17 protein-coding genes are annotated in these 21,458 nt (G+C 42.4%); 12 read left to right on the top strand and 5 right to left on the bottom strand.

Annotated elements, in window-relative coordinates; translation table 11 throughout:
- Positions 1-52: 52 nt before the first annotated feature.
- A complete protein-coding gene (locus CK503_RS00885) occupies positions 53-670 on the bottom strand; it encodes a sigma-70 family RNA polymerase sigma factor (protein ID WP_095604897.1) in 618 nt (205 codons plus the stop codon).
- 244 nt (positions 671-914) lie between these two features.
- On the opposite strand from CK503_RS00885, the gene CK503_RS00880 reads away from it, so the two are divergent.
- From CK503_RS00880 to CK503_RS00870, 3 genes are all read left to right on the top strand, one after another.
- Complete coding sequence (locus tag CK503_RS00880) at positions 915-2,933, top strand: beta-helix domain-containing protein (RefSeq protein ID WP_095604896.1); 2,019 nt, start codon at positions 915-917, stop codon at positions 2,931-2,933.
- 154 nt (positions 2,934-3,087) lie between these two features.
- The gene (locus tag CK503_RS00875) at positions 3,088-3,969 is read left to right on the top strand and encodes a collagen-like domain-containing protein (RefSeq protein WP_095604895.1); all 882 of its coding nucleotides are present in this window, start codon (positions 3,088-3,090) and stop codon (positions 3,967-3,969) included.
- Between the two features lie 153 nt (positions 3,970-4,122).
- Positions 4,123-4,995, top strand: a complete 873-nt coding sequence (locus tag CK503_RS00870; protein ID WP_095604894.1) for a collagen-like domain-containing protein — start codon at positions 4,123-4,125, stop codon at positions 4,993-4,995.
- Between the two features lie 127 nt (positions 4,996-5,122).
- Here CK503_RS00870 and CK503_RS00865 read toward each other — a convergent pair whose 3' ends face one another.
- A complete protein-coding gene (locus CK503_RS00865) occupies positions 5,123-5,671 on the bottom strand; it encodes a hypothetical protein (protein WP_095604893.1) in 549 nt (182 codons plus the stop codon).
- Positions 5,672-5,857: 186 nt separating this feature from the next.
- Between CK503_RS00865 and gatB the strand changes: the two genes are divergently transcribed.
- From gatB to purD, 4 genes are all read left to right on the top strand, one after another.
- Entirely contained in the window at positions 5,858-7,309 is a 1,452-nt protein-coding gene (gene gatB, locus CK503_RS00860) for an Asp-tRNA(Asn)/Glu-tRNA(Gln) amidotransferase subunit GatB (RefSeq protein WP_095604892.1), read from the top strand.
- 43 nt (positions 7,310-7,352) lie between these two features.
- A complete protein-coding gene (locus CK503_RS00855) occupies positions 7,353-8,726 on the top strand; it encodes a TlpA family protein disulfide reductase (RefSeq protein WP_095604891.1) in 1,374 nt (457 codons plus the stop codon).
- A complete protein-coding gene (gene tpiA, locus CK503_RS00850) occupies positions 8,723-9,502 on the top strand; it encodes a triose-phosphate isomerase (RefSeq protein WP_095604890.1) in 780 nt (259 codons plus the stop codon). Before CK503_RS00855 ends, tpiA begins: the two co-directional genes overlap by 4 nt.
- Positions 9,503-9,568: 66 nt before the next feature.
- Positions 9,569-10,849, top strand: coding sequence for a phosphoribosylamine--glycine ligase (gene purD / locus CK503_RS00845; RefSeq protein WP_095604889.1), 1,281 nt, complete (start codon positions 9,569-9,571; stop codon positions 10,847-10,849).
- A 16-nt stretch (positions 10,850-10,865) separates the two neighbouring features.
- On the opposite strand, the gene CK503_RS00840 is transcribed toward purD, so the two are convergent.
- The 3 genes from CK503_RS00840 to CK503_RS00830 are packed head-to-tail and all read right to left on the bottom strand — an operon-like array spanning position 10,866 to position 14,346.
- On the bottom strand, positions 10,866-12,380 hold the full coding sequence (locus CK503_RS00840) for an AMP-binding protein (protein ID WP_255233297.1): 1,515 nt from the start codon (positions 12,378-12,380) through the stop codon (positions 10,866-10,868).
- Positions 12,381-12,382: 2 nt separating this feature from the next.
- On the bottom strand, positions 12,383-13,453 hold the full coding sequence (menC, locus tag CK503_RS00835) for an o-succinylbenzoate synthase (RefSeq protein ID WP_095604888.1): 1,071 nt from the start codon (positions 13,451-13,453) through the stop codon (positions 12,383-12,385).
- Positions 13,450-14,346 (bottom strand): 1,4-dihydroxy-2-naphthoate polyprenyltransferase, encoded by an 897-nt coding sequence (locus CK503_RS00830; RefSeq protein ID WP_095604887.1) that lies wholly within the window; start codon positions 14,344-14,346, stop codon positions 13,450-13,452. Before CK503_RS00830 ends, menC begins: the two co-directional genes overlap by 4 nt.
- Positions 14,347-14,638: 292 nt before the next feature.
- Here CK503_RS00830 and CK503_RS00825 point away from each other — a divergent pair, with 292 nt between their 5' ends.
- The 5 genes from CK503_RS00825 (at position 14,639) to ispG (ending at position 21,452) form a co-directional block, all read left to right on the top strand.
- On the top strand, positions 14,639-16,810 hold the full coding sequence (locus tag CK503_RS00825) for a glutamine synthetase III family protein (protein WP_217988289.1): 2,172 nt from the start codon (positions 14,639-14,641) through the stop codon (positions 16,808-16,810).
- A 191-nt stretch (positions 16,811-17,001) separates the two neighbouring features.
- Positions 17,002-18,330: an amidohydrolase gene (locus tag CK503_RS00820; protein ID WP_095604885.1), complete on the top strand. Its 1,329-nt coding sequence runs from the start codon at positions 17,002-17,004 to the stop codon at positions 18,328-18,330.
- 233 nt (positions 18,331-18,563) lie between these two features.
- A complete protein-coding gene (locus CK503_RS00815) occupies positions 18,564-19,193 on the top strand; it encodes a rhomboid family intramembrane serine protease (RefSeq protein WP_095604884.1) in 630 nt (209 codons plus the stop codon).
- A 58-nt stretch (positions 19,194-19,251) separates the two neighbouring features.
- Positions 19,252-20,118, top strand: coding sequence for a rhomboid family intramembrane serine protease (locus tag CK503_RS00810; RefSeq protein ID WP_095604883.1), 867 nt, complete (start codon positions 19,252-19,254; stop codon positions 20,116-20,118).
- A gap of 74 nt (positions 20,119-20,192) precedes the next feature.
- The gene (gene ispG / locus CK503_RS00805) at positions 20,193-21,452 is read left to right on the top strand and encodes a flavodoxin-dependent (E)-4-hydroxy-3-methylbut-2-enyl-diphosphate synthase (RefSeq protein ID WP_095604882.1); all 1,260 of its coding nucleotides are present in this window, start codon (positions 20,193-20,195) and stop codon (positions 21,450-21,452) included.
- Positions 21,453-21,458 lie beyond the last annotated feature (6 nt).

Here is a 21,458-nt window from a genome sequence, read left to right as displayed (position 1 = left end):
AATTTGTGCTACCTATTTAGATGTACGAAGTGTAATGCATGAATCAGTTCACTTACTCTACTTCAAATCTTTGCTTTAACTTTTTATAAAGCCATCCCCGTGCCTTCATCCAATCTCTCTTTACGGTACTTTCAGAAATGTCAAGAGCACTGGCCGTTTCAGCAATAGTCATCTCTCCAAAAAAACGCATTTCAACAACTCTGACGAGCCTCTCATTTAGTGTTTCCAGTTCCTTTAACGCTTCGTCAATATTTATAAATTCTTCCGCTTTTTGTTTTTGAGCATTCAGGATGCCATCAATATAGGTCAGATCTTTATCTTGGCCACCCCGCTTTTGGGCGTGTTTTTTTCTTGCATGGTCAATAAGAATTTGTCGCATACATCGCGATGCAATTGCCAAAAAGTGAGATTTATCGTTGAACTCAATCTGGGTTTGGTCAATCATTTTGAGGTAGGCCTCATGCACCAGTTCTGTTTTGGACAGTGTATGATCAGGGCTTTGCCGGACCATATGAGAGTGGGCCATCTGATGTAATTTCTGGTAGATAAGAGGATAAATTTTGTCAAATACGCCTTCTTCACCTTCCCTAAGACGAACAAGTAGCTGTGTAACTTTTGAACCGGTACCCATTTTGTCTGTAGTATATTTGTTAATCGTGCCTAACGGCATATCCCTAATATTTGCGCCTCATTATTTCTCTATGAATTAGTTAGAGCTAATTAACATAAATTTTTCATTACACGCCAGTTTACTAATACATCTTTCCCATTCATGAAAACAGTTAATCCGAATCAATCGAAAAAACTTTGCCCTATTTGAGCTCTTTTACTTGTTGACTGCGTATTCCATTAGTAGCGGGGATTATTCCCGATGAATAGCTTAAAAAAAACTGTTAATTAAAAATATACGACTTATGAAGATGATACGAACGCTACTTGGAATATCGATCATAGCATTGATGGTATTCAGTTCTTGCAGCAACAGTCCTTCGAGTTCTAACAATTCCGGGAATAACAGTAATCAGCCAACCAATGGGGCACCTACTGCAGTGGCTGATGCAGATGCGCAAACTATTGATGTAGGTCAACAGGTGACTTTAGATGCGTCAAGTTCTTCAGATCCCGATGGTGATAATCTTTCTTTCGTCTGGAGTTTGAATGGGCCGTCTGGAAGTAGTTCACAGCTGTCTGATGATCAGGCTGAAAGTCCCACTTTTACGCCCGATGTGGCCGGCGATTATGTTGCTACCGTAACGGTTAGTGATGGGAATGGTGAATCTGATCAGGATGATGTTACCATAACTGCAGAATCAGATGTTGTAGTAATTACTGAAGATATTACCGAAGATGATACATGGACCGCAGATAATTTGTATCGTGTAACAAACTATATTGATGTTAGATCTGGTGCTAAATTGACTATTGAGCCGGGCGTAACGGTAGAATTTGCCTCAGATGCCGGCATTCATATCAATTCAGATAACTCAGTGCTTGTTTCAGCAGGAACCGAGGAAGAGCCTATTACTTTAACAGGAGAAGAAAAATCAAATGGATACTGGAGTGGAATTTTTATCTCCTCGAATACCGTAGAGAATGAAATAAGCCATACTACTATAGAGTATGCTGGTAGTGTTTCTGCCGGAACCTATTTCGATGCGGCTGCTCTAACAATTGATCAGGCCAAAGTACAGCTGGCTAACGTTACCATCACCAAGAGTGGGGGACATGGAATCCAAACCCGAAGGGACGGGTCCGAATTTCCCATGCAAAACATGACCTTTGCTAACAATAATAATTATCATGCCTACATACATATTAGTCAATTAGGTTATGTAGATGCGGGAAGTACCTTTGACGGTGGATATGTGACAGCCTTCGGCGGTGGCACAACGGGAGATATGAATGTATCAGCTCTTGACGGTGCTAAATACCAAATCGTGAATAATGTGGACTTTGAACATCATATTACAATTGATGAAGGCGCTGAGTTTGAATTTGCGGCTGATGCCGGTATTGTTGTTCGCAACGGTGCTGTTATAGAAGCCATCGGAACAGCATCCAATAAAATTGTATTTACAGGTACCAGTAAAACTGCAGGGGCATGGCGCGGTATACGAATCGTTTCTGCTTCTGTAGATAATATTATGGAGCACGTAGATATTACTTACGGCGGAAGTACGAATATGGCCACCTATTTTGGCAAAACCAATATGGTGATTGACAATGCTAAAATCACTCTCCGCAATGTTTCTCTTACGGGTAGTGCCGGTTATGGAATCCAAACCCGACGCTCCGGTTCCGAGTTTAGCATAGAGAACAGTTATTTCGAAAATAATGCTAATCACGATATGCGTATTCATCCAACACAGGTTGATTTCATTGATAATCAAACTGATTTCAATGGAGGAGATGTGGAGGTTTATGGAGGAGATACAGAGTCTACCGGGTCTGAGACTTGGAGTAATCTGAATAACGGAACCTACTATTTTACTTCTACCGTCTCTATCGAAAAGGGAGTATCTGTTGAAGCTGGAGCACTTTTTGAAATGGGAACTGATGTGGTTTTAAAAGTACCCGGTGGAAACAGTCCCGGACATATTAAAGCGATAGGAACATCCAATGATCCTATTGTGTTCAGCGGCCGATCTAAGGCTAAAGGTGCTTGGGGCGGCATATGGATTTCTTCGGGCTCACTGGAGAATGAAATGGACCATATAGTGATAGAATATGGCGGCGGCAAAGATCTGGATATTTATATGAGTTCCGGGAATTTAGGAGTGCACAGTGACGCATATCTGGATTTATCTAATGCAGCCATTGAGAATAGTGCTAACTATGGCATCATTGTCAGAGAAAGCCGGGGCGCTCAGCTCAATATGGGAAGTAACGTTACCTATTTTGATAACAACAATGACAATTTGTACACCTACTAAAGTAGTAGGATGAATTTACATTCAAATAGCCTATAAAAGTGGGACGTTGAGAGCGTCTCGCTTTTTTTCTTTTGAGCTTATTCTGTTCTGCATTTCGTAGATACCTATGGAAACCCCTGCAACTAATTATATCTAAATAAAAAATTGGAGAGTTATGTATAAAATAAGTCGAATCATATTAAGTATTCTTTTGGTAAGTCTAATTGCATTAGCGTGCGAAGGTCCCTCCGGATCAGAAGGGCCTCAAGGTCCGCAGGGAGAGGCTGGACCGATTGGTCCGGCCGGTGAAGATGGCAGTGTTATGTATGCTGGTCCAGACGCCCCAACTGAAGATATTGGTAACGAGGGCGATTATTACCTGAATTCCAACACCGGAGAATATTATGGTCCGAAAGACAGCAATGGTTGGGGCAATCCGATTATTGTATTGATGGGCGAAGACGGTCAAGACGGGGCTGACGGACAGGATGGGGAGGATGGCAGCCAGATTTATTCGGGCAACGGAGCCCCTGATGCTTCCCTGGGAGTTGAAGGAGATTATTATCTGGATAAAGACAGCTATGAACTATATGGGCCGAAAACCAGCAGTGGATGGGGGAGTCCGCTGAATTTGAAAGGGGCTGATGGAAACGCGAATGTGACGCGGTATATCTTTCCGGGTCATAATTTTGGTAGTATGAATAATGTTTTTCGATTTCTTGATGGCTTAGAAAGCGAATCGGAGATGAAGCAAAGTGCATGGCTTCCATACTTGGTATTTGACACTAATAATGGCCCACAATATTATTCTATTCCGGGATACGCATATGGCACTCTTTCCCAATATGCATTTTCTTTTAGCTGGATGGATAACAGTGAGCGAGTAGGTTTTTATTTCGTAACAGCAGAAGGCTCGGGTGAAGAATATATCCAGATTGAGATTGTACGTATTGAATCTAATGATACAATAAATACCAATCAGGCAAAGATAATGCCCAATTATTTAGATACATCAAGTTACGCGGAAGTAGCCGAGTATTACGGATTCTATAAATGAAATATCCTTGGAAAATAAAATATAGCAGGGTAGATATAGCTGTTGGTGTCAACACTTAATTGTGGTGGCACTATTTTTTTTGAGCTTTTTGACTTTTTTCTGTCGTATGTATTAATGGTTAGCTATAATCTTAAATAATTTAAAAAGAGAGTTATGTATAAAATAAGTCGAATCGTATTAAGTATTCTTTTGGTAAGTCTAATTGCATTAGCCTGCGAAGGCCCCTCCGGATCAGAAGGACCTCAAGGCCCGCAGGGAGAAGCAGGGCCAATTGGACCCGCAGGTGAAGACGGGAGTGTTATGTATGCCGGACCGGACGCCCCAACTGCAGATATTGGTAACGAGGGCGATTATTACCTGAATTCCAACACCGGAGAATATTATGGTCTGAAAGACAGCAATGGTTGGGGCAATCCGATTATTATATTGATGGGCGAAGACGGACAAGATGGTGAAGATGGCAGCCAGATTTATTCGGGCACTGGGGCGCCGGATGCTTCCCTGGGAGTTGAAGGGGATTATTATCTGGATAAAGACAGCTATGAGCTGTATGGGCCGAAAACCAGCACCGGATGGGGGAGTCCGCTGAATTTGAAAGGGGCTGATGGCAATGCGAATGTGACACGGTATATCTTTCCGGGACACAATTTTGAACAGGATTACCGTTATATATTGAATACAAATGGTATTGTAGAAAGTGCAAGCGAGATGAGAGAAAATATTTGGTTGGTTTATGTGATAGACAATATTGGTACTTACCATCATTTGCCAGGAGAGATATCTGGGGGTGCTGGTACGTACAATCGTTATGCAATTAGTCATGAGTGGAATGGAAGTGGGATACGTATTATCGTTGAGCTCACAGATGGAAACGGAGATGAATACAGTGGGCTTGAGGTTGTTCGTATCGAAACTAGCTCAACTGAAGACCGCTCTAAGCGATCAGGAAATAATGCCACGATATATAACGATTTGAATACTTCAAATTATAATGAAGTAGCCGAGTATTATGGTTTTTATAAATAGAGCAAAACTACTCTGATAGAGATAGATACCTTGGGTGCCATCGCTTTCGGGCGGTGGCATTTTTTATTTTAGGATTTCCTAAGGATATGACCCTGCATTTAATTGACCAATGTTATTCTATACCGTTTTATAGGTTAAAATATTCGGCTTGTTCAGACGGAATTTGAACGTCGGGATTCCGCTTACTGATAAATCGCATAATATCAGCTATATCATCTACTTTTAGGGTAATGGATGCAGATTGGTCTCCAAGAAGTTTATGAAAAGTGGCATCATCCTTTTTCTTATAGAGCAGGTGATAATTTGTGGAAAAATCGAACAGGGCTTCATCAGCATCGCGCGGGTCATGTGGGGCAAATTTCAGGTGTTGAATATGATCGACACGAATTTGTAGTGTATTGGTTTTAACATCTCCTTTCTTGATATCGATGACGAGTATATCTCCTTCAAAATAAAGAATAAAATGGTACAGCGGTTCCGATAGTTTGATAATACCCGAAAAGCTAATCCCAAAAAATGCCAGTGCCAGCAACTGTCTGATATTAAAAGGGTACCACTCCATCGTCACAAAAGAGCCGACCAGCAGATAAGTACCTAACGCGGTGGAAACCAGAATTATCAAACCCCAGAAAAGATGGTTGCTTTCCTCAAATACATGCAGTTCATTATGTCTCATTGTATTTTCGTTATGATGCGCCGAATTTATATCAGAATGATTAATAAAAGTCCCAGACGTTTAATATCTTTCGCCATCAAAATGAGTTTACAAAAGTTAATTTAGGTACGATGTTGTTCGGAACTTAATTCGGATTAACATCGTGTATTGAGAACATTCCATAAAGAGTAATATAAATAATAAGTAATGAGCAGTTCGGTTAACGATAATTACGAAGCAGTTATTGGGCTTGAAGTTCATGCCCAGTTATTAACAGAAAGTAAAGCTTTTGCCCCGGTTTCAACAGAATTTGGCGGATCGCCCAACACACAGGTTTCACCGCTTTGTTTGGGACATCCCGGAACGCTGCCGGTCCTCAACGAAAACCTGGTACGTTATATCATAAAAATGGGACTGGCTACAAACTGTGATATCGCCCGAAAATCTATTTTTGCTCGAAAAAATTATTTTTACCCGGATCTTCCCAAAGGATACCAGATTTCGCAATATGATACCCCCATTTGTCACGACGGACATATTGATATTACGACGGATGGAGTGGATAAGAAGATCGGTATTACGCGTATCCACATGGAAGAAGATGCCGGTAAGTCTATTCACGATCAGGATCCCTTTAATACGTTGATCGATCTTAATAGGGCGGGCGTTCCGCTTATTGAGATTGTATCGGAACCAGATATCCGATCAGCAAAAGAAGCTTACGAGTATTTGAAGCGCATCAAGCAGATAGTACAGTATTTGGAGATCTGTGACGGAAATATGGAAGAAGGGAGCCTGCGTTGTGATGCCAACGTCTCGGTACGACCAAAAGGGCGAGAGGAATTTGGTACACGAACGGAGCTCAAAAACATGAACTCGTTCCGTAATGTGGAGCGAGCAATAGATTTCGAAATCGAGCGCCAGATTGAACTCATCGAATCGGGTGGCAAAGTTGTGCAGCAGACATTGCTCTGGGATGCCAATAAGATGGAGACGCGGATGATGCGTTCTAAGGAAGAAGCCCATGATTATCGCTATTTCCCCGAACCGGATATACCGCCGGTGGTCGTGACTGATGAAATGCTCGAAGATATTAAGGAAGAGCTGCCCGAGATGCCCGATGTGCGCAAGCAGCGCTTTATTGATGAGTTTGATATGAGTGATGATGATGCGCAAACGCTGACTGAAGATCGGTATTTGGCCGACTTCTATGAGGAGGTACTGCTCCATGCAGGTAATCCAAAAGCGGTGTCTAATTTGATTTTAACCGAGGTCTTGCGCACGTTAAATGATCGTAGTATTGGCATTAAGGAATTTCCTATTTCCGAGGAGCGGTTGGCTGGATTGGTACAGCTGAGAGAGGATGATAAAATCAATTCATCAGCAATGACTGAGATTTATAACGCTATGCTTGAGGAAGAGAAAACCGCCGAAGAGCTGGCAAAAGAAATGAATTTGGTACAGGTTTCAGATACCGACTTCTTAGAACCGATAGTTGATGAAGTTATTGAACAACATCCGGATGAAGTAGAGCGCTACAGAAATGGTAAAAAGGGATTAATTGGCTTCTTTATCGGACAGGTTATGCAGCGTTCGCAAGGCAAGGCTAATCCGGAAATGGTACGTGAAATGATTTCAGATCGTCTGGAGCAGGAGTAATAAAGTTATCAGAAAATACAACGTTTTATTCCAGTAGAAATTTATGCTAACCAAGTTAAAGTATCTTTTTGTTGTTCTGGCAGTAGGGGTAATCAGTTGGGGATGTTCAAATGAATCAGAAAATAAAACGGCACATATCTCAGGCAACTTTACCGTCTCAGATTCTATAGACTCAAGTGGAGATTATTCGGGTATTGGATTCACTATCATAAAAAAAGATTCTGCCAACGCGGATGCAGACACACTGTACCATGCGGTATCTGACTCTAATGGCAGTTTTTCAGGAATGGCAACGTTTCAGGAAAAACGTCGGTATCCCTTAATTATCAGCCGCAATAACAGAAACTTGGCGCGCAGTGGTGTTATACTGGCCGAGGATGATTCCGTTTTTATCACGGGGCAACTTCCAAATGTCAGGGAAACACTGAAGATTGCATCACGCGAGCATAACGCGATGCAAACCTTTCAACGTTTGGGTAAGAATTTTAATAGGGTAATGCAGCTGGCCCGAGCCGGACAGCTTAAAGGGGACACCCTGCGCGATGAGCTCCAAAAGTGGACTAACCTATATTGGGATGTTTATGAGGAAGAAGAGGGGACCTTTGCATCAAATTTTGCTGCTCGAGAGGCAATAAAAATTCTGGAAGGATTTGACAAGCCCCAAATGATGAATCGCATTCGTAGTGTTGATAACCAGGATGATTTAAGTGATCTTGGGGCTACGTTTGGTAAGCGATATATGGCCGAGAACAAGGGGCTCGATTCGGCGCTGGTATATTTGGATTCGTTATCACAAATAACAGAATCACCCAACAGTTCGAAACAGATTGCCCGCCAAAGAATAAAACTGCTTTACGATAGTGCTCGAGTAGATCAGGCCCAGAAAGAACTGACTACATTTAAAAAGGCTTATCCCCAAGACTCAACAAGTGAGTGGGTTGAGTCTATGAGCTATGATATTAACTATCTGTCGCCGGGTGATACCATTCCTGAATTTCAATTTTCGCAAAATGGGAAAACTATAAGCCGTGATTCGCTTTCAGGAACTCCTTATATTCTGGAAGTTACCCAGCTGAGTAATCGGTTGTATCAGGAACAGTTTGACCGGACGGTAGTAATTCACAGCATTTACAAAAATTATGGTTTGGAGGTTATAACATTACCTCTGGATGAAAGCCAGGTTACGGTTGATGCCTTTTTTGAAGGTCGTGTAAAACCGTGGCCGGTAGCTGATGCGCAGGCATTTGACCGGGAAGAACTACTTGAAAAATTTAATATCCGTTTACTACCCACGCGCTTTCTTGTAGACAAAAATGGACAAATTATCAGGAAGTATGTGGGCAATGAGTTTGAAGATGTAATTCAAGGCATTCAGAAAATTATTAATAAAGATAATAGCGAGGAACCTGCATTATGAGACGATTTTTAATAGCCGGAAACTGGAAAATGAATTGTGGACCTCAGGAGACTTCAACACTTCTGCAAGAGATAGAAAATATTATTGGAAATATGCCGGAAGCTGTTGATGGATTGGTATGTCCGCCTACTATTTCGCTGACAACGGCCTCGGTTGAATTGCAAAATATAGAGGGCCTTGCACTGGGAGCCCAAAATGTCCACTCCGAAGATAATGGTGCTTTTACGGGCGAAGTAAGCACTGAGATGCTTAATGAAGTAAATTGTGAGTATGTAATACTGGGTCATTCCGAACGTCGCCAGTATTTTGGAGAAACCGATAAAACGGTGAATGCCAAGGTCAACAAGGCATTGAATGATGGATTAAAACCGGTGATCTGTGTTGGAGAGTCTTTGGAACAGCGGAAAGCCGATGAACATAAATTGCGTGTCAAGAAACAGATACAGGCTGCTTTAATTGGTGTTGAGGACGAGGATGCTTCTAACCTTGTTATTGCCTATGAACCCATTTGGGCAATCGGAACGGGAGAAACAGCAACTCCTGACCAGGCACAGGAGATGCATAAGATGATTCGGAAGGAAATAGCAGATCTTTATTCCGATGACGCCGCAAATCAGATTCGCATTTTATATGGTGGCAGCATGAAACCGCATAATGCTGAAGAACTTCTGGAGCAGCCTGATGTTGACGGTGGACTTATTGGCGGGGCATCGCTAAAAGCCGATAGTTTTACCGATATTATCCATATAGCTGAGGAACTTGCAAAAAGTAATTAGGTACTTTAGTATTTGAGCATTTATCTTCAACAGAAAAGTTTTTGAATCAATAATAGCTGACAACTTATGAATGTATTACTACTGGGCAGTGGTGGACGTGAACATGCGATGGCGTGGAGTATTGCTAAGTCAGATAGGCTGGATGAACTGTTTATAGCACCGGGGAATCCGGGTACGGATCAGGTAGGTACAAATGTAGATCTTAATCTTTCAGACTTTGAAGCTATTCTTGTTTTTATAGAAGAGAATGATATTGAGTTAACCATTGTAGGACCGGAAAAACCGCTGGTTGATGGTATTACTAACTTTTTAGAAGAAAAGGGACACAAGGTTTTTGGCCCATCCAAGGTAGCAGCACAGCTCGAAGGCAGTAAAAAGTTTGCCAATGAATTCATGAAGGAGAACCGAATTCCTACGGCTGACTTCCAAACATATTCCCGCGACGAATTTGATAAAGCGCTGAAAGTGATTAAAAGCAAGGGGGAGTATCCCGTTGTCTTGAAAGCTGATGGTTTGGCCGGAGGAAAAGGCGTTTTTATTTGTGAATCAGCCGAGGAGGTCGAAAAACGATTGAATGAATTAAAAAAGAATGATCGTTTTGAGGAAGCTGCTCAAAAGCTGGTTGTCGAAGAGTTTTTGAAAGGAGATGAGGCCTCTGTATTTGTTATATCCGATGGGAAAACGGCCAAGATTTTACACTATGCTCAGGATCATAAACGCATTGGAGAAGGCGATACGGGGTTGAATACGGGTGGGATGGGCGCTTATTGTCCTACTCCCATAATAGGCGATCGAATGCTGCAACGGGTAGAGAAAGAGATTATCCTGCCTACAATATCGGCTATGCTGTTGGATGAGAATCCATATAAAGGCATTTTGTATTGTGGATTAATGATCACGGAAGAAGGGCCCAAGGTCGTTGAATTTAACTGTCGATTGGGTGATCCGGAAGCACAGGCAATATTGCCTTCGCTGGAATCTGACCTTTTGGATTTAATGGATGCTGCTGTAAATGAGAAGTTGAATACCAAAGAGGTTAAAATTGATGGTAAGTATCGCTGCTGTGTTGTTATGGCTTCGGAAGGGTATCCGCTGGACTACGAGAAAGGAAAAGAAATTACAGGGATTGATGATGTTGCTGAGGGGTCACTCGTTTTCCATGCCGGTACCAAGGCTGAGGATGGTAAGATATATAGCGACGGGGGCCGTGTTTTAAGTGTAGTTGGCGCTGGGGATTCTTTGCAGGATTCCATCAAAAACACTTATGCAGAAGTAAAGAAAATCGATTTTGACAATAAATATTACCGATCGGATATTGGTACAAAAGGATTGAAATTTATCGGCTAAAAGGAGAACCGGTTTATTAAGAGTTCCCTTTTTGTTCTGCCTGATCTAAAAATAATTCAGGTAACTTGCTGCGGATAACTTTATCTGTCCTTGTTTTGGGTAGTGTATCTACCTGAATAATCTCTTTGGGCACTTTATAATCTGCAAGGCTCTGTTTTAAACTCTCTTTAATAGATGCAGAGTTGATTGGCTCCCCATTTTTGGTAACCACAACGGCTGCAACCTTTTGTCCCCACTCATTGTCTGTTATCCCAAATACCGCAGCTTCTTTAACATGGGTTAGTTTGTTGAGTTTAGATTCAACTTCGAAAGGAGATACATTTTCTCCTCCTGTGACAATGCGGTCGGAACGACGGGAATCAATAAAAAGCTGATTCTTGGCATTAAAGTATCCGAAATCACCCGTTCTAAACCACCCGTCCTCATCAAAAAAGTTTTTATTGTCCAGGTTCAAATACCCATCAAAAACCTGCGGCCCCTTAATCCATATTTCCCCTGTTGTATTGATGCTGGCAGCTTTATCATTCTCATCTCGAATTTGAATGTGATTGGGTTCAAATACGGTGCCCACACTTTTTAATGGTCCATAGGTGCCGCTGGGTTTAAGAATAGGGTTGGCTGCAATTTGTGCACAGGTTTCGGTCATACCATAACTTGGAACCAATGGTATGCCTTTATTTCTGCATTCTTTAATGAGGTCTGTATTTACGGGACCGCCACCAAGTAAAATGGCTTTGAAGTTCTGATGGACAAAAAAATCGGATCGCTCCAACAAACGTCTTAGCATTGTTGGGACCAATGAGGCCGCTTGGAAAAGCTTATTTTCGGTTAAGAAGGTAGCAATCATTTTGGGATGAAAGCTTTTCATCCGGAATATTGCTGATCCGTAGAGAAGAGATCGTAAAATAATTGATATGCCGCCAATATGATTTAAGGGCATACAGAGTAGCCAGAAGTGATTCTTACGAGGTTTGAAGTTTTTGGCTGAGGATTTTGCGGCAAAAAGCATTTGGCGGCGTTTGAGCGGGACAATCTTTGGTGTTCCGGTTGTTGTGCCCGAAGTGAAAAAATATCCAAAAATGTTATCCGGTTCAGTGGTCGGGCTGTAGTTTTTGGCTTCGAAGCCGAGCACAACATCAATATCAAGCGATCGCGTTAAATCAAGCTGCTTGATATCAATGGTATCGCGATGATCAATTTTTGACTGCAGTGCCTGATTAGCAAAAATCAACCCGGGATCAACCTGTTCAAATTGACGATTGAGCTCAGTAGAAGTGGCTTTCGTATCAAACGAAACAAACGGGATACCAAGATTCCAGCAGGCAGCAATCGCAAAAATTAGAGTATCAGAAGAGGGGGCAAGAAATCCTACCGGTTTCTCAAAGTTATGATCAAAATCAAAAAGGAATTGTAAGAAAAAACGTTCAAATTGCTTGAGGTCGCCATAGGAGTGCAGACCAAAGCTGGACCCCAAGAACAAGTCATCTTCTCTGGGGGCTGAAAATATTGGTATTTGATCTGAGTTAGTCACTGCTAAAATACTTTGGTAAAAAACTGTTGATCAAAATTGATCATTGGTAAACGTTGGGAAGATAGATCCATATATCCCTCTGAAATAACATTTTTCTCAGTAATAATATCCTTGGCTAATATAAAACCGGTTGAAAGTCCATGTGCTGTGTTTGGTGATCCCAATCCCGCTGCCAACAAACTTGTAAAATATCGACCAACGCCACTTTCAAGGCTGGTTGTAACCACTACTTTATTGTTATGAGTGTTTGCAAGACGTTTTGTTTTAATATTTCTCTGGAAACTACCGACAATCATCGGCTTCATAATAAGGTATTCTGTAAAGGAAAGTAAGTTTGGCCAGTAAGAATGTTGAGTCATCGATTCATCCAGAGCAAAAGGCAAAGAAGTTTCTTGATATAACTGCTCAATATTTGCCGGAGTAATATTTTTTAGCGGTTCCTCACAATATTCTATACCCAGTTTGTTGAGTTGCTTGCAATGGTGAACTGCTACGTCCAGATCCCAGGCTTGATTGGCATCGACCCTAATGGTTAGTTCGGGATGCTTATGTCTTACTTTATGAAGCAACGCAAGTTCGTTTTCAAAGTGGAGCCCGATTTTAAATTTAATAGTCCTGAAGCCCGATGTGATTTTGCGTGCTACATCTTTCAGGACATCATCAGCTTGAAGCGAAACTAACCCGTTGACACCTACTTTTGGAGATGCATCAGCAAATAAATAGGGGAGTAGCGGTTGTTCATTTTTGTGGGCTTCAATCTGGTAAGCAAGTGTATCCAGGCCAAATTGTAAAGAGGGAGGAACTTCATTATCCTGATAAAATTGTTGAAGCTCTTTAACCGGGTGTGAGCCGATCAACTTTTTGCTGATGGTTTCTTGATAAGAGGTCAGGAGATTTTGAACTGATTTATGGGATTCGGTGGAAAATCCGGGCAAGGGCGCTGCTTCGCCATAAATTTGCCGTCCTTCAGTTGTGTATGACAAAATAAATCCTTCGCGATGCTGAAACCTTTGGCTACTTGTTTGCAGTGGTGTAGAAAACGGGAGTTTATATGAGTAACAGGCTAATTTCATAGATGATCCACAATAATTCCGATACTAAACAAGATTCCATAAAAGGTCATGAAACGAGCGGTGTGTTCCAATACTTTATTGAATTTATGTTTATCATCCCAGAACCACACTTTATAAAGTTGGGCGAATCCATAAGGGCAGATTATAAAGGGAAGGAATATGATTGTACCATATCCCAGTTGAAAATAAAAGTGAGGAGGTATGGCTAATGCCAACAACAACATTAGCAGATATTCCCAGCGCAGGGCATCTTCTCCTAAAAGGACTCCAAGCGTGTTTTTTCCGGCATTCTTGTCCTGTTCAACGTCGCGCAGGTTATTAATAACTAAAATGTTAGTAGCCAGTGCTCCTACGGCCAGCGAGGCCCAAAAAGAAGCGTTACTCCATTCGAGGGCATTAACATAATAGGTGCCCATGACGGCAACGATCCCAAAAAAAATAAATACAAATATATCACCAAGTCCATTATAACCGAGGGGAAAAGGGCCGCCGGTGTAAAGGACTCCAAAGACGAGGGAGGCTACACCGATCCAGAAAATTGCCCACCCGGCATGCCAAACAAGGTACAATCCTAAAAGAAAAGCCAGTCCCATTGTAATGATAGCAGCATTGCGCATCGCTTCGGCAGAAATAAGTCCATTTGCTGTAGCGCGTTCGAAGCCGATGCGTTCTTCAGTATCGGCTCCTTTTTTGAAATCAAAATAGTCGTTGGCAAAATTGGTTCCTATTTGAATGAGGAAAGCACACAGCAGGGCAACGATTGTAGCATCCCATAAAAGTAGTTGGTCGTGATATGCTAAGGCGGCTCCAACGCAAACAGGAACAAAGGCGGCGGGCAGGGTTTGTGGACGCGCAGCTTTGATCCAAATGCTCAGCGTTTTTGAATTAGTCATGTGTAAAATGTGGGAAAAATTGTGGAAAAAGTTTGGCTCCAATTATAGCAATAAATTTCTCGCTTAAAAAAACAAGCTATTTTTAATTTGTAGTAAACTAATTTAACTGAGAATGGAAATAAGATCATCATAAATTAAAATATTAAATATAATTGCCAATTAGACCTTTAAAAATAATATGTTAATAAATTTTTAATTAAATAATTTGTGTTGTAGTCTGAGTTTCAATTATATTTAGGGCAGTTTAAATTCTAACAAACTATCCACACATACTTTTCCAATGACAAAATTAATGCGACGATACGATCCTTTGGCGGCTGCTCGGAACTGGTCGCCAAAATCTAATGGTTCAGAACGAGAGTCTATGAATATTACCGAGATATTCGGTGAGAACACCTTTCAGCAGGAAGATCTTGAAGAACGGCTGCCCCAGGCTATTTGGAAGGATCTGGAAAAAACAATCGAAGAAGGAGAGCAGCTAAATTCTGAAGTGGCTGATGCTGTTGCTGTGGCTATGAAAGATTGGGCTACTGAAAAGGGTGCTACTCACTTTACGCACTGGTTTCAACCGTTAACAGGATTAACTGCTGAAAAGCATGACAGCTTTATAACTCCTAACCAGGGAGGAGGAGCAATTGCCGAATTTTCGGGATCAGATCTTATTCAGGGTGAGCCAGATGCTTCCAGCTTCCCGAGTGGAGGGTTACGGCAGACATTTGAAGCCCGAGGCTATACCGCTTGGGATCCGACATCACCGGCCTTTATTATGGAGAATGATAATGGTTGTTACCTGTGTATTCCCACCGCTTTTGCTTCATGGTCTGGCGAAGCGCTTGACCATAAGACGCCTATTTTGCGTTCCAATGAAACACTTGATAAACAAGCGAAAAGAGCACTTAAGCTTTTTGATGTTGACGCCAAGAGGGTTTCATCAACTGTAGGTTGTGAGCAAGAGTATTTTCTAATTGATCAGGAGTTTTTCTACCGTCGTCCTGATTTAATGACGTCAGGAAGAACACTTGTTGGGGCTAAACCTCCACGTGGCCAAGAACTTGATGACCATTATTTTGGCACTATCCAAGAGCGGGTACTCTCGTTTATGCTGGATGCCGAAAAAGAACTTTACAAGCTGGGAATACCTGTTAAAACACGTCATAATGAGGTGGCGCCGGGACAATTTGAAATTGCACCCATTTTTGAAAGGTGTAATATTGCAGCCGATCATCAGCAGTTGATGATGATTACGTTAAAACGGATAGCACGCAACTATGGTTTTGAATGCCTGCTACATGAAAAACCATTTGACGGCGTAAATGGGAGCGGCAAGCACCTTAATTGGTCGCTTAGCACCAGCGAAGGGATGAATCTGCTTGAACCGGGTGATAATCCGCATGACAATATGCAGTTTCTGTTTTTCTTCACGGCTATTTTAAAGGCTGTTTATGAACATCAGGATCTGCTTCGTATTAGTATTGCGCATGCGGGCAACGATCATCGTCTTGGAGCTAATGAGGCACCTCCGGCTATTATATCTGCTTATATTGGTGATCAGTTGGCAGATGTGATTGATCAACTCTTAAATGGCGGGGCTAAGAAATCAAAACAGGGAGGCCTACTGGGATTGGGAACTCCTGTACTGCCTTCGCTGCCGAAGCATGCAGGTGATCGTAACCGAACGTCTCCGTTTGCTTTTACTGGCAATAAGTTTGAATTCCGTGCTGTGGGTTCCAGTCAGTCTATTTCGTTTCCCATTGTTGTTTTAAATACCATTGTGGCTGATGCTATCGATCAGCTTTGTACTGATCTTGAGGAAAAGGTCGAAAATGGGGAATCGCTGGAAGAATCGCTGGGTGAAGTGATTCGAGAAGCACTTTCCGATTCCGAGGATATCATATTTAACGGTGACGGATATTCTGAAGAATGGGAGAAAGAAGCGGAAGAGCGCGGATTGCTTAATCTTCCCACTACCATGGATGCATTACCTAAGTTGACAGATGATAAAAATATCGATCTGTTTGAGAAGCATCAGGTGCTGAATAAGCGTGAAATACACTCACGACAGGAAATTTGGGCCGAGCAATATTTAACAACGCTCAATATCGAGGCAGATACTACCGAATCGATGGCCAAAACCATGATTTATCCTGCTGCGGTACGATACATGAATGAGCTTGCCGATAATGTGGAGCGTATTGATGGTCTCGGTCTTGAAAACAGGGGATCAATGGAGATGCTCAAAAAGGTTAATAATGGATTGAATGATCTCAACGATGCTTTGGAGGAACTTCGAGAGATTGTCCTTCATAGTGATGATGAGTCGATCCTGGGAAATGCAGCATATGTAAAGGATAATGTACGGCCGGCGATGACAAAGATACGTGACTCAGTCGATTATCTTGAGCGTCATGTAGCCGATGATTATTGGCCGTTACCCATTTATCGGGAGATGCTGTTTGTTAAATAATAGTATTTGTAAACAGTTAACTATTTGAACCCTCAGGATATATAAATTCCTGGGGGTTTTATATTTAGGATCTGTTACAAATGAATGGCTCACTGCATTTTTAGTTATTGAAGAATGATTTTTGCAGATCTGTAATTATTTCAACAAAATAAAAAGGATCGATAACTACGGGTTTAATTAATTTTGATATTATGAACAGAATAGGATTCGGAATACTCATTACAGTACTGTTATTGGGATTACAATGGCCGGCACTGGCACAGCAACAAGATTCCGAAGAACGGTATCAACAGATTAACGAGCAGACCGAAGAAATCTTTGAGCAGGTTTTAGAATGGCGGCGCCATTTTCACCAAAATCCGGAGCTTTCGAATCGGGAAGAGGAAACCGCTGAATATATAGCGGATTATTTACGGGATCTGGGAATGAAAGTTGAAACGGGCGTTGCACACACGGGGGTGGTCGGAATTTTGGAAGGAGGTAAAGAAGGGCCTGTTGTAGGCTTGCGAGCTGATATTGATGCGTTGCCGGTTAAGGAACGGACAGATGTCCCCTCTAAATCAACGAAAACAACGACCTATCTGGGTAAAGAAGTGGGCGTAAGTCATGCCTGTGGGCATGATACCCATATTGCTATGCTGATGGGCGCGGCAAAAATTCTTACCGACATGAAGGATGAGCTGCAAGGTACGGTAAAATTCATCTTTCAGCCGGCTGAAGAGGGTGCCCCTCCGGGTGAGGAAGGCGGAGCCGAATTGATGGTGGAGGAAGGAGTGTTGGAAGATCCTAATGTAGATGTGATTTTTGGTCAGCACATCAATTCACAAACCGAAGTGGGTAAAATTCGATACCGACCTAAGGGCACTATGGCCGCATCTGATCGTTTTGTAATTACCGTAAAGGGGAAACAGACTCATGGATCTACACCGTGGACTGGGGTTGACCCCATCGTAACTTCGGCAAAAATAATTGAGGGATTACAATCCATCATCAGCCGCCAAACTGAACTTACAAAAGCTGCCGCGGTCATTTCAGTTGGAAAGATTGAGTCCGGTGTTCGCAATAATATTATCCCGGAAGAAGCGGAGATGATCGGTACCATTCGCACGCTCGATACTGAGATGCAGGATATCATCCACAAAAAAATACGTCATGTAGCAACAAAGACGGCAGAAAGCATGGGAGCAACGGCGGAGGTTGAAATTGAAGAAGGATATCCGGTGACGTATAACGATCCAGACCTTACCGAGAAGATGTTGCCTACGCTACAAGGAGTTGCCGGTTCAGAAGATGTTATTTTATCGGATGCTATTACCGGGGCCGAGGATTTTTCATTCTTCCAAAAAGAAGTACCCGGCTTGTATTGGTTTGTCGGCGGCATGCCCAAGGGAATGGATCCTGCCGAGGCTGCGCCTCATCATACACCTGATTTTTATATTAAAGAAGAAGGAATGAAGCTGGGTGTAAAATCGATGGTCGGACTTACTGTTGATTACATGAATCAACACAGTAGCCAGTAGTTATAAATTTTAGCTCCATATCTTTTTCAAATCATTTTAGAGTTTTATATAAAGATAACACACAGCGGTCTTAGTGGTTATTGTTATATTAATACTTTTCGGGTGACTAACAACAAAAAGCATTTGAATTCGTATCTATAATAGTCGATGTACGAGTGTTATAAGCTATTAGAATTGACGCTTAGGAACCGTATATTCCATCAAAATAAATTGCTAACAAATATCATTTATTCTTGAATTATCAATCCCCACAATATAGTCCCAATACGCAATTTTCGATATTTCCGCCGGCTGTTAAACATCTGTTGATTATTAATTTGCTGGCTTTTGTAGCATTGAGTACGCCTGTGGTTTCGGAGTATTTATTTACCTACGGAGCACTTTGGCCAATCGACTCCGGACGTTTCGGGGTTTGGCAATTGATCTCTTACATGTTTCTACACGCTGGATTTGGGCATATCTTTTTTAACTTGTTTGCCCTCTGGATGTTTGGTCAGGCTATCGAAAACTTTTGGGGAACCAACCGTTTTGTACTGTACTACTTTTTAACCGGTATTGGTGCGGCTTTGCTGCACATGCTTATTGGCGGAGGTGGTGCACCTACGTTGGGTGCTTCGGGAGCCGTTTATGGAATTCTGTTGGCATTTGGAATGATGTTTCCCAACCGCCCGATTATGCTTCTTTTTCCACCAATCCCCATTAAAGCAAAGTATTTCGTAGCTATATTTGGAGCAATTGAACTCGTCAGTGGGCTAACGAGAACAAACTCTGGGGTAGCACATTTTGCACACTTGGGGGGGATGCTCGTAGGTTTTATCCTGATAAAATATTGGGGATTAAAAAGTGAAGACTCTTACTACTAACAGGGGATTTTTTTAACTTTACGCAATACAGCAATAGTATTAATGGCGAACTACCAACATGTATAACGACTCTTTTGGTAACTCAGTAAAACGCGGTTATTGGGGATTGCCGGCGGCAATCCGTGTGATTGTTACGATCAATGTAGCCGTTTTTATCTTCCAAACAGTACTGAGCATCTTCAGTCCCGCCTATAGCAATCTATTTGTTAATGCATTTGCCTTTTATCCGGAGTGGCAGATGGCTCTTTTTCAGCCGTGGAGAGCGGTTACCTATATGTTTTTGCATGGGGGCGCTTTTCATTTACTTTTTAATATGCTTTGGCTCTGGTGGCTGGGGCGTTCAGTTGAAGAGTCGATGGGGCCTCGGACATTTTCTGTTCTGTTTTTTGGTGCTGGCATCGGTGGAGCGTTATTCAATATTATTGCAGCCCCGGTATTGGGATTTAATCCCGTAATTGGGGCGTCGGGAGCTGTCTATGGTATCATGGTTGCCTTTGCGATGCTGTATCCTACCATGCCCATTATGCTTATTTTCTTTCCACCTATCCAGGCGCGCTACGTCGTAGCCGGACTTATTGCTATTGATGCTTTATTATTGGGATCATCGGACGGTACGGCGCGAATTGTCCACTTGGCCGGAGCCGGTGTTGGTTATTTATTGATGAAATACCATGCTCAGGGGAACGATCTGAGTCGCTGGGTGTTACCTATTGAACAGCTTTGGTATCGGTTGAAGGGAACGTACCAAAAGAAGAAGTCCCGCCCTAAAAACGATAATATGTATTCTGTTTCTGATGTGGAAATTGTTGAAGAAACGGATCAATCTGAACTTGATGCGATCCTGGAGAAGATTTCTCAAAAAGGATATGATGGTCTGACTGATGAGGAAAAGCAAAAACTTTTTGAGCTTAGTAATAAGAATTAATTGCAAAATTTTGAATGATTTTTATCGTACCTGTGGTTCATTAAGGTACGATCAGAAAAAGAAACAACGATATTATGTCTCACATTAAACGGCGAGATTCTATTCAAGTAATGGTTGGTGATGTTCCGGTAGGCGGTGGAGCACCAATTGTGGTACAGTCAATGACGAATACTGATACGTCGGATGTTGACGCGACGGTAGAACAGATTAAGCACTTGCATAGGTCCGGTTCGGAGATCGTCCGTATTACCGTAAATAATGATGCGGCGGCAAAGGCGGTTCCCAAAATTAAGGAAAAGCTGCTTGCGGATGATGTGACGGTACCCATCGTTGGCGACTTTCACTATAACGGGCACAAGCTTCTGGTTGATTATCCGGAAGCGGGACAAGCTCTGTCGAAGTTTCGTATCAATCCCGGTAATACCGGTACCAAAACACGGGATGAGAACTTTTGTACTATTGTAGAGCAGGCGATAAAACATGACAAGCCGGTACGTATTGGAGTAAACTGGGGTTCGCTGGATCAAAAGTTGTTGGCTAAGAAAATGGATGCCAATAGTGAACTCGAAAATCCCAAGTCGTCCAAGCAGGTGATGTTGGATACAATGGTTGAAAGTGCCCGTCGTTCTGCGGAGCTGGCTGAAAGTGTAGGACTTGCCTCCAATAAAATTATCATCAGCTGTAAAATGTCTCATGTGCAGGATGTTGTGCATGTGTATGAACGTATTGCTGAACTGCTCGACTATCCGCTGCATGTGGGGCTTACCGAAGCGGGAATGGGCATGAAAGGAACGGTTGCCAGTACAGCAGCACTGTCTGTGTTATTGCAGCAGGGCATTGGAGATACCATTCGCGTTTCGCTGACACCAAAGCCGGGAGGTGATCGGGCTGAGGAAGTACGAATATGTCAGCAGGTTTTACAATCGCTCGGCATCCGTAGTTTTGTACCTCAAGTAACGGCTTGCCCCGGATGTGGACGTACAAACAGTACGTATTTTCAGGAGCTTGCTGATGAAATTCAGGATTATCTGCGCGAAATGATGCCGATCTGGCGCGATGTTTATCCCGGGGTTGAGGAAATGAACGTTGCGGTTATGGGATGCGTGGTTAACGGTCCCGGGGAATCGCGTAATGCTAATATTGGTATTTCTTTGCCCGGAACCTTTGAAGAGCCCAAAGCTCCCGTTTATATGGATGGTGATCATTATACGACCCTTCGTGGTGACGGTATTGGTGAAGAGTTTCGCAATATCCTGGATGATTATGTAATGCGGAATTATGGCAATACCAATGGAGAAGAGGAAAGCGAAGCTGTTGAAGAAAGTGCATCATAAATAATT

The sequence above is a fragment of the Fodinibius salipaludis genome, assembly GCF_002287075.1.
Classification (GTDB): Bacteria; Bacteroidota; Rhodothermia; order Balneolales; family Balneolaceae; genus Fodinibius; species Fodinibius salipaludis.
This window is presented reverse-complemented; position numbering and strand designations above follow the sequence as displayed.

Coding starts and splice junctions, on each gene's coding strand:
- CK503_RS00885 (WP_095604897.1), bottom strand. CDS start 670: ATGCCGTTAGGCACGATTAACAAATATACTACAGACAAAATGGGTACC.
- CK503_RS00880 (WP_095604896.1), top strand. CDS start 915: ATGAAGATGATACGAACGCTACTTGGAATATCGATCATAGCATTGATG.
- CK503_RS00875 (WP_095604895.1), top strand. CDS start 3,088: ATGTATAAAATAAGTCGAATCATATTAAGTATTCTTTTGGTAAGTCTA.
- CK503_RS00870 (WP_095604894.1), top strand. CDS start 4,123: ATGTATAAAATAAGTCGAATCGTATTAAGTATTCTTTTGGTAAGTCTA.
- CK503_RS00865 (WP_095604893.1), bottom strand. CDS start 5,671: ATGAGACATAATGAACTGCATGTATTTGAGGAAAGCAACCATCTTTTC.
- gatB (WP_095604892.1), top strand. CDS start 5,858: ATGAGCAGTTCGGTTAACGATAATTACGAAGCAGTTATTGGGCTTGAA.
- CK503_RS00855 (WP_095604891.1), top strand. CDS start 7,353: ATGCTAACCAAGTTAAAGTATCTTTTTGTTGTTCTGGCAGTAGGGGTA.
- tpiA (WP_095604890.1), top strand. CDS start 8,723: ATGAGACGATTTTTAATAGCCGGAAACTGGAAAATGAATTGTGGACCT.
- purD (WP_095604889.1), top strand. CDS start 9,569: ATGAATGTATTACTACTGGGCAGTGGTGGACGTGAACATGCGATGGCG.
- menC (WP_095604888.1), bottom strand. CDS start 13,453: ATGAAATTAGCCTGTTACTCATATAAACTCCCGTTTTCTACACCACTG.
- CK503_RS00830 (WP_095604887.1), bottom strand. CDS start 14,346: ATGACTAATTCAAAAACGCTGAGCATTTGGATCAAAGCTGCGCGTCCA.
- CK503_RS00825 (WP_217988289.1), top strand. CDS start 14,639: ATGCGACGATACGATCCTTTGGCGGCTGCTCGGAACTGGTCGCCAAAA.
- CK503_RS00820 (WP_095604885.1), top strand. CDS start 17,002: ATGAACAGAATAGGATTCGGAATACTCATTACAGTACTGTTATTGGGA.
- CK503_RS00810 (WP_095604883.1), top strand. CDS start 19,252: ATGTATAACGACTCTTTTGGTAACTCAGTAAAACGCGGTTATTGGGGA.
- ispG (WP_095604882.1), top strand. CDS start 20,193: ATGTCTCACATTAAACGGCGAGATTCTATTCAAGTAATGGTTGGTGAT.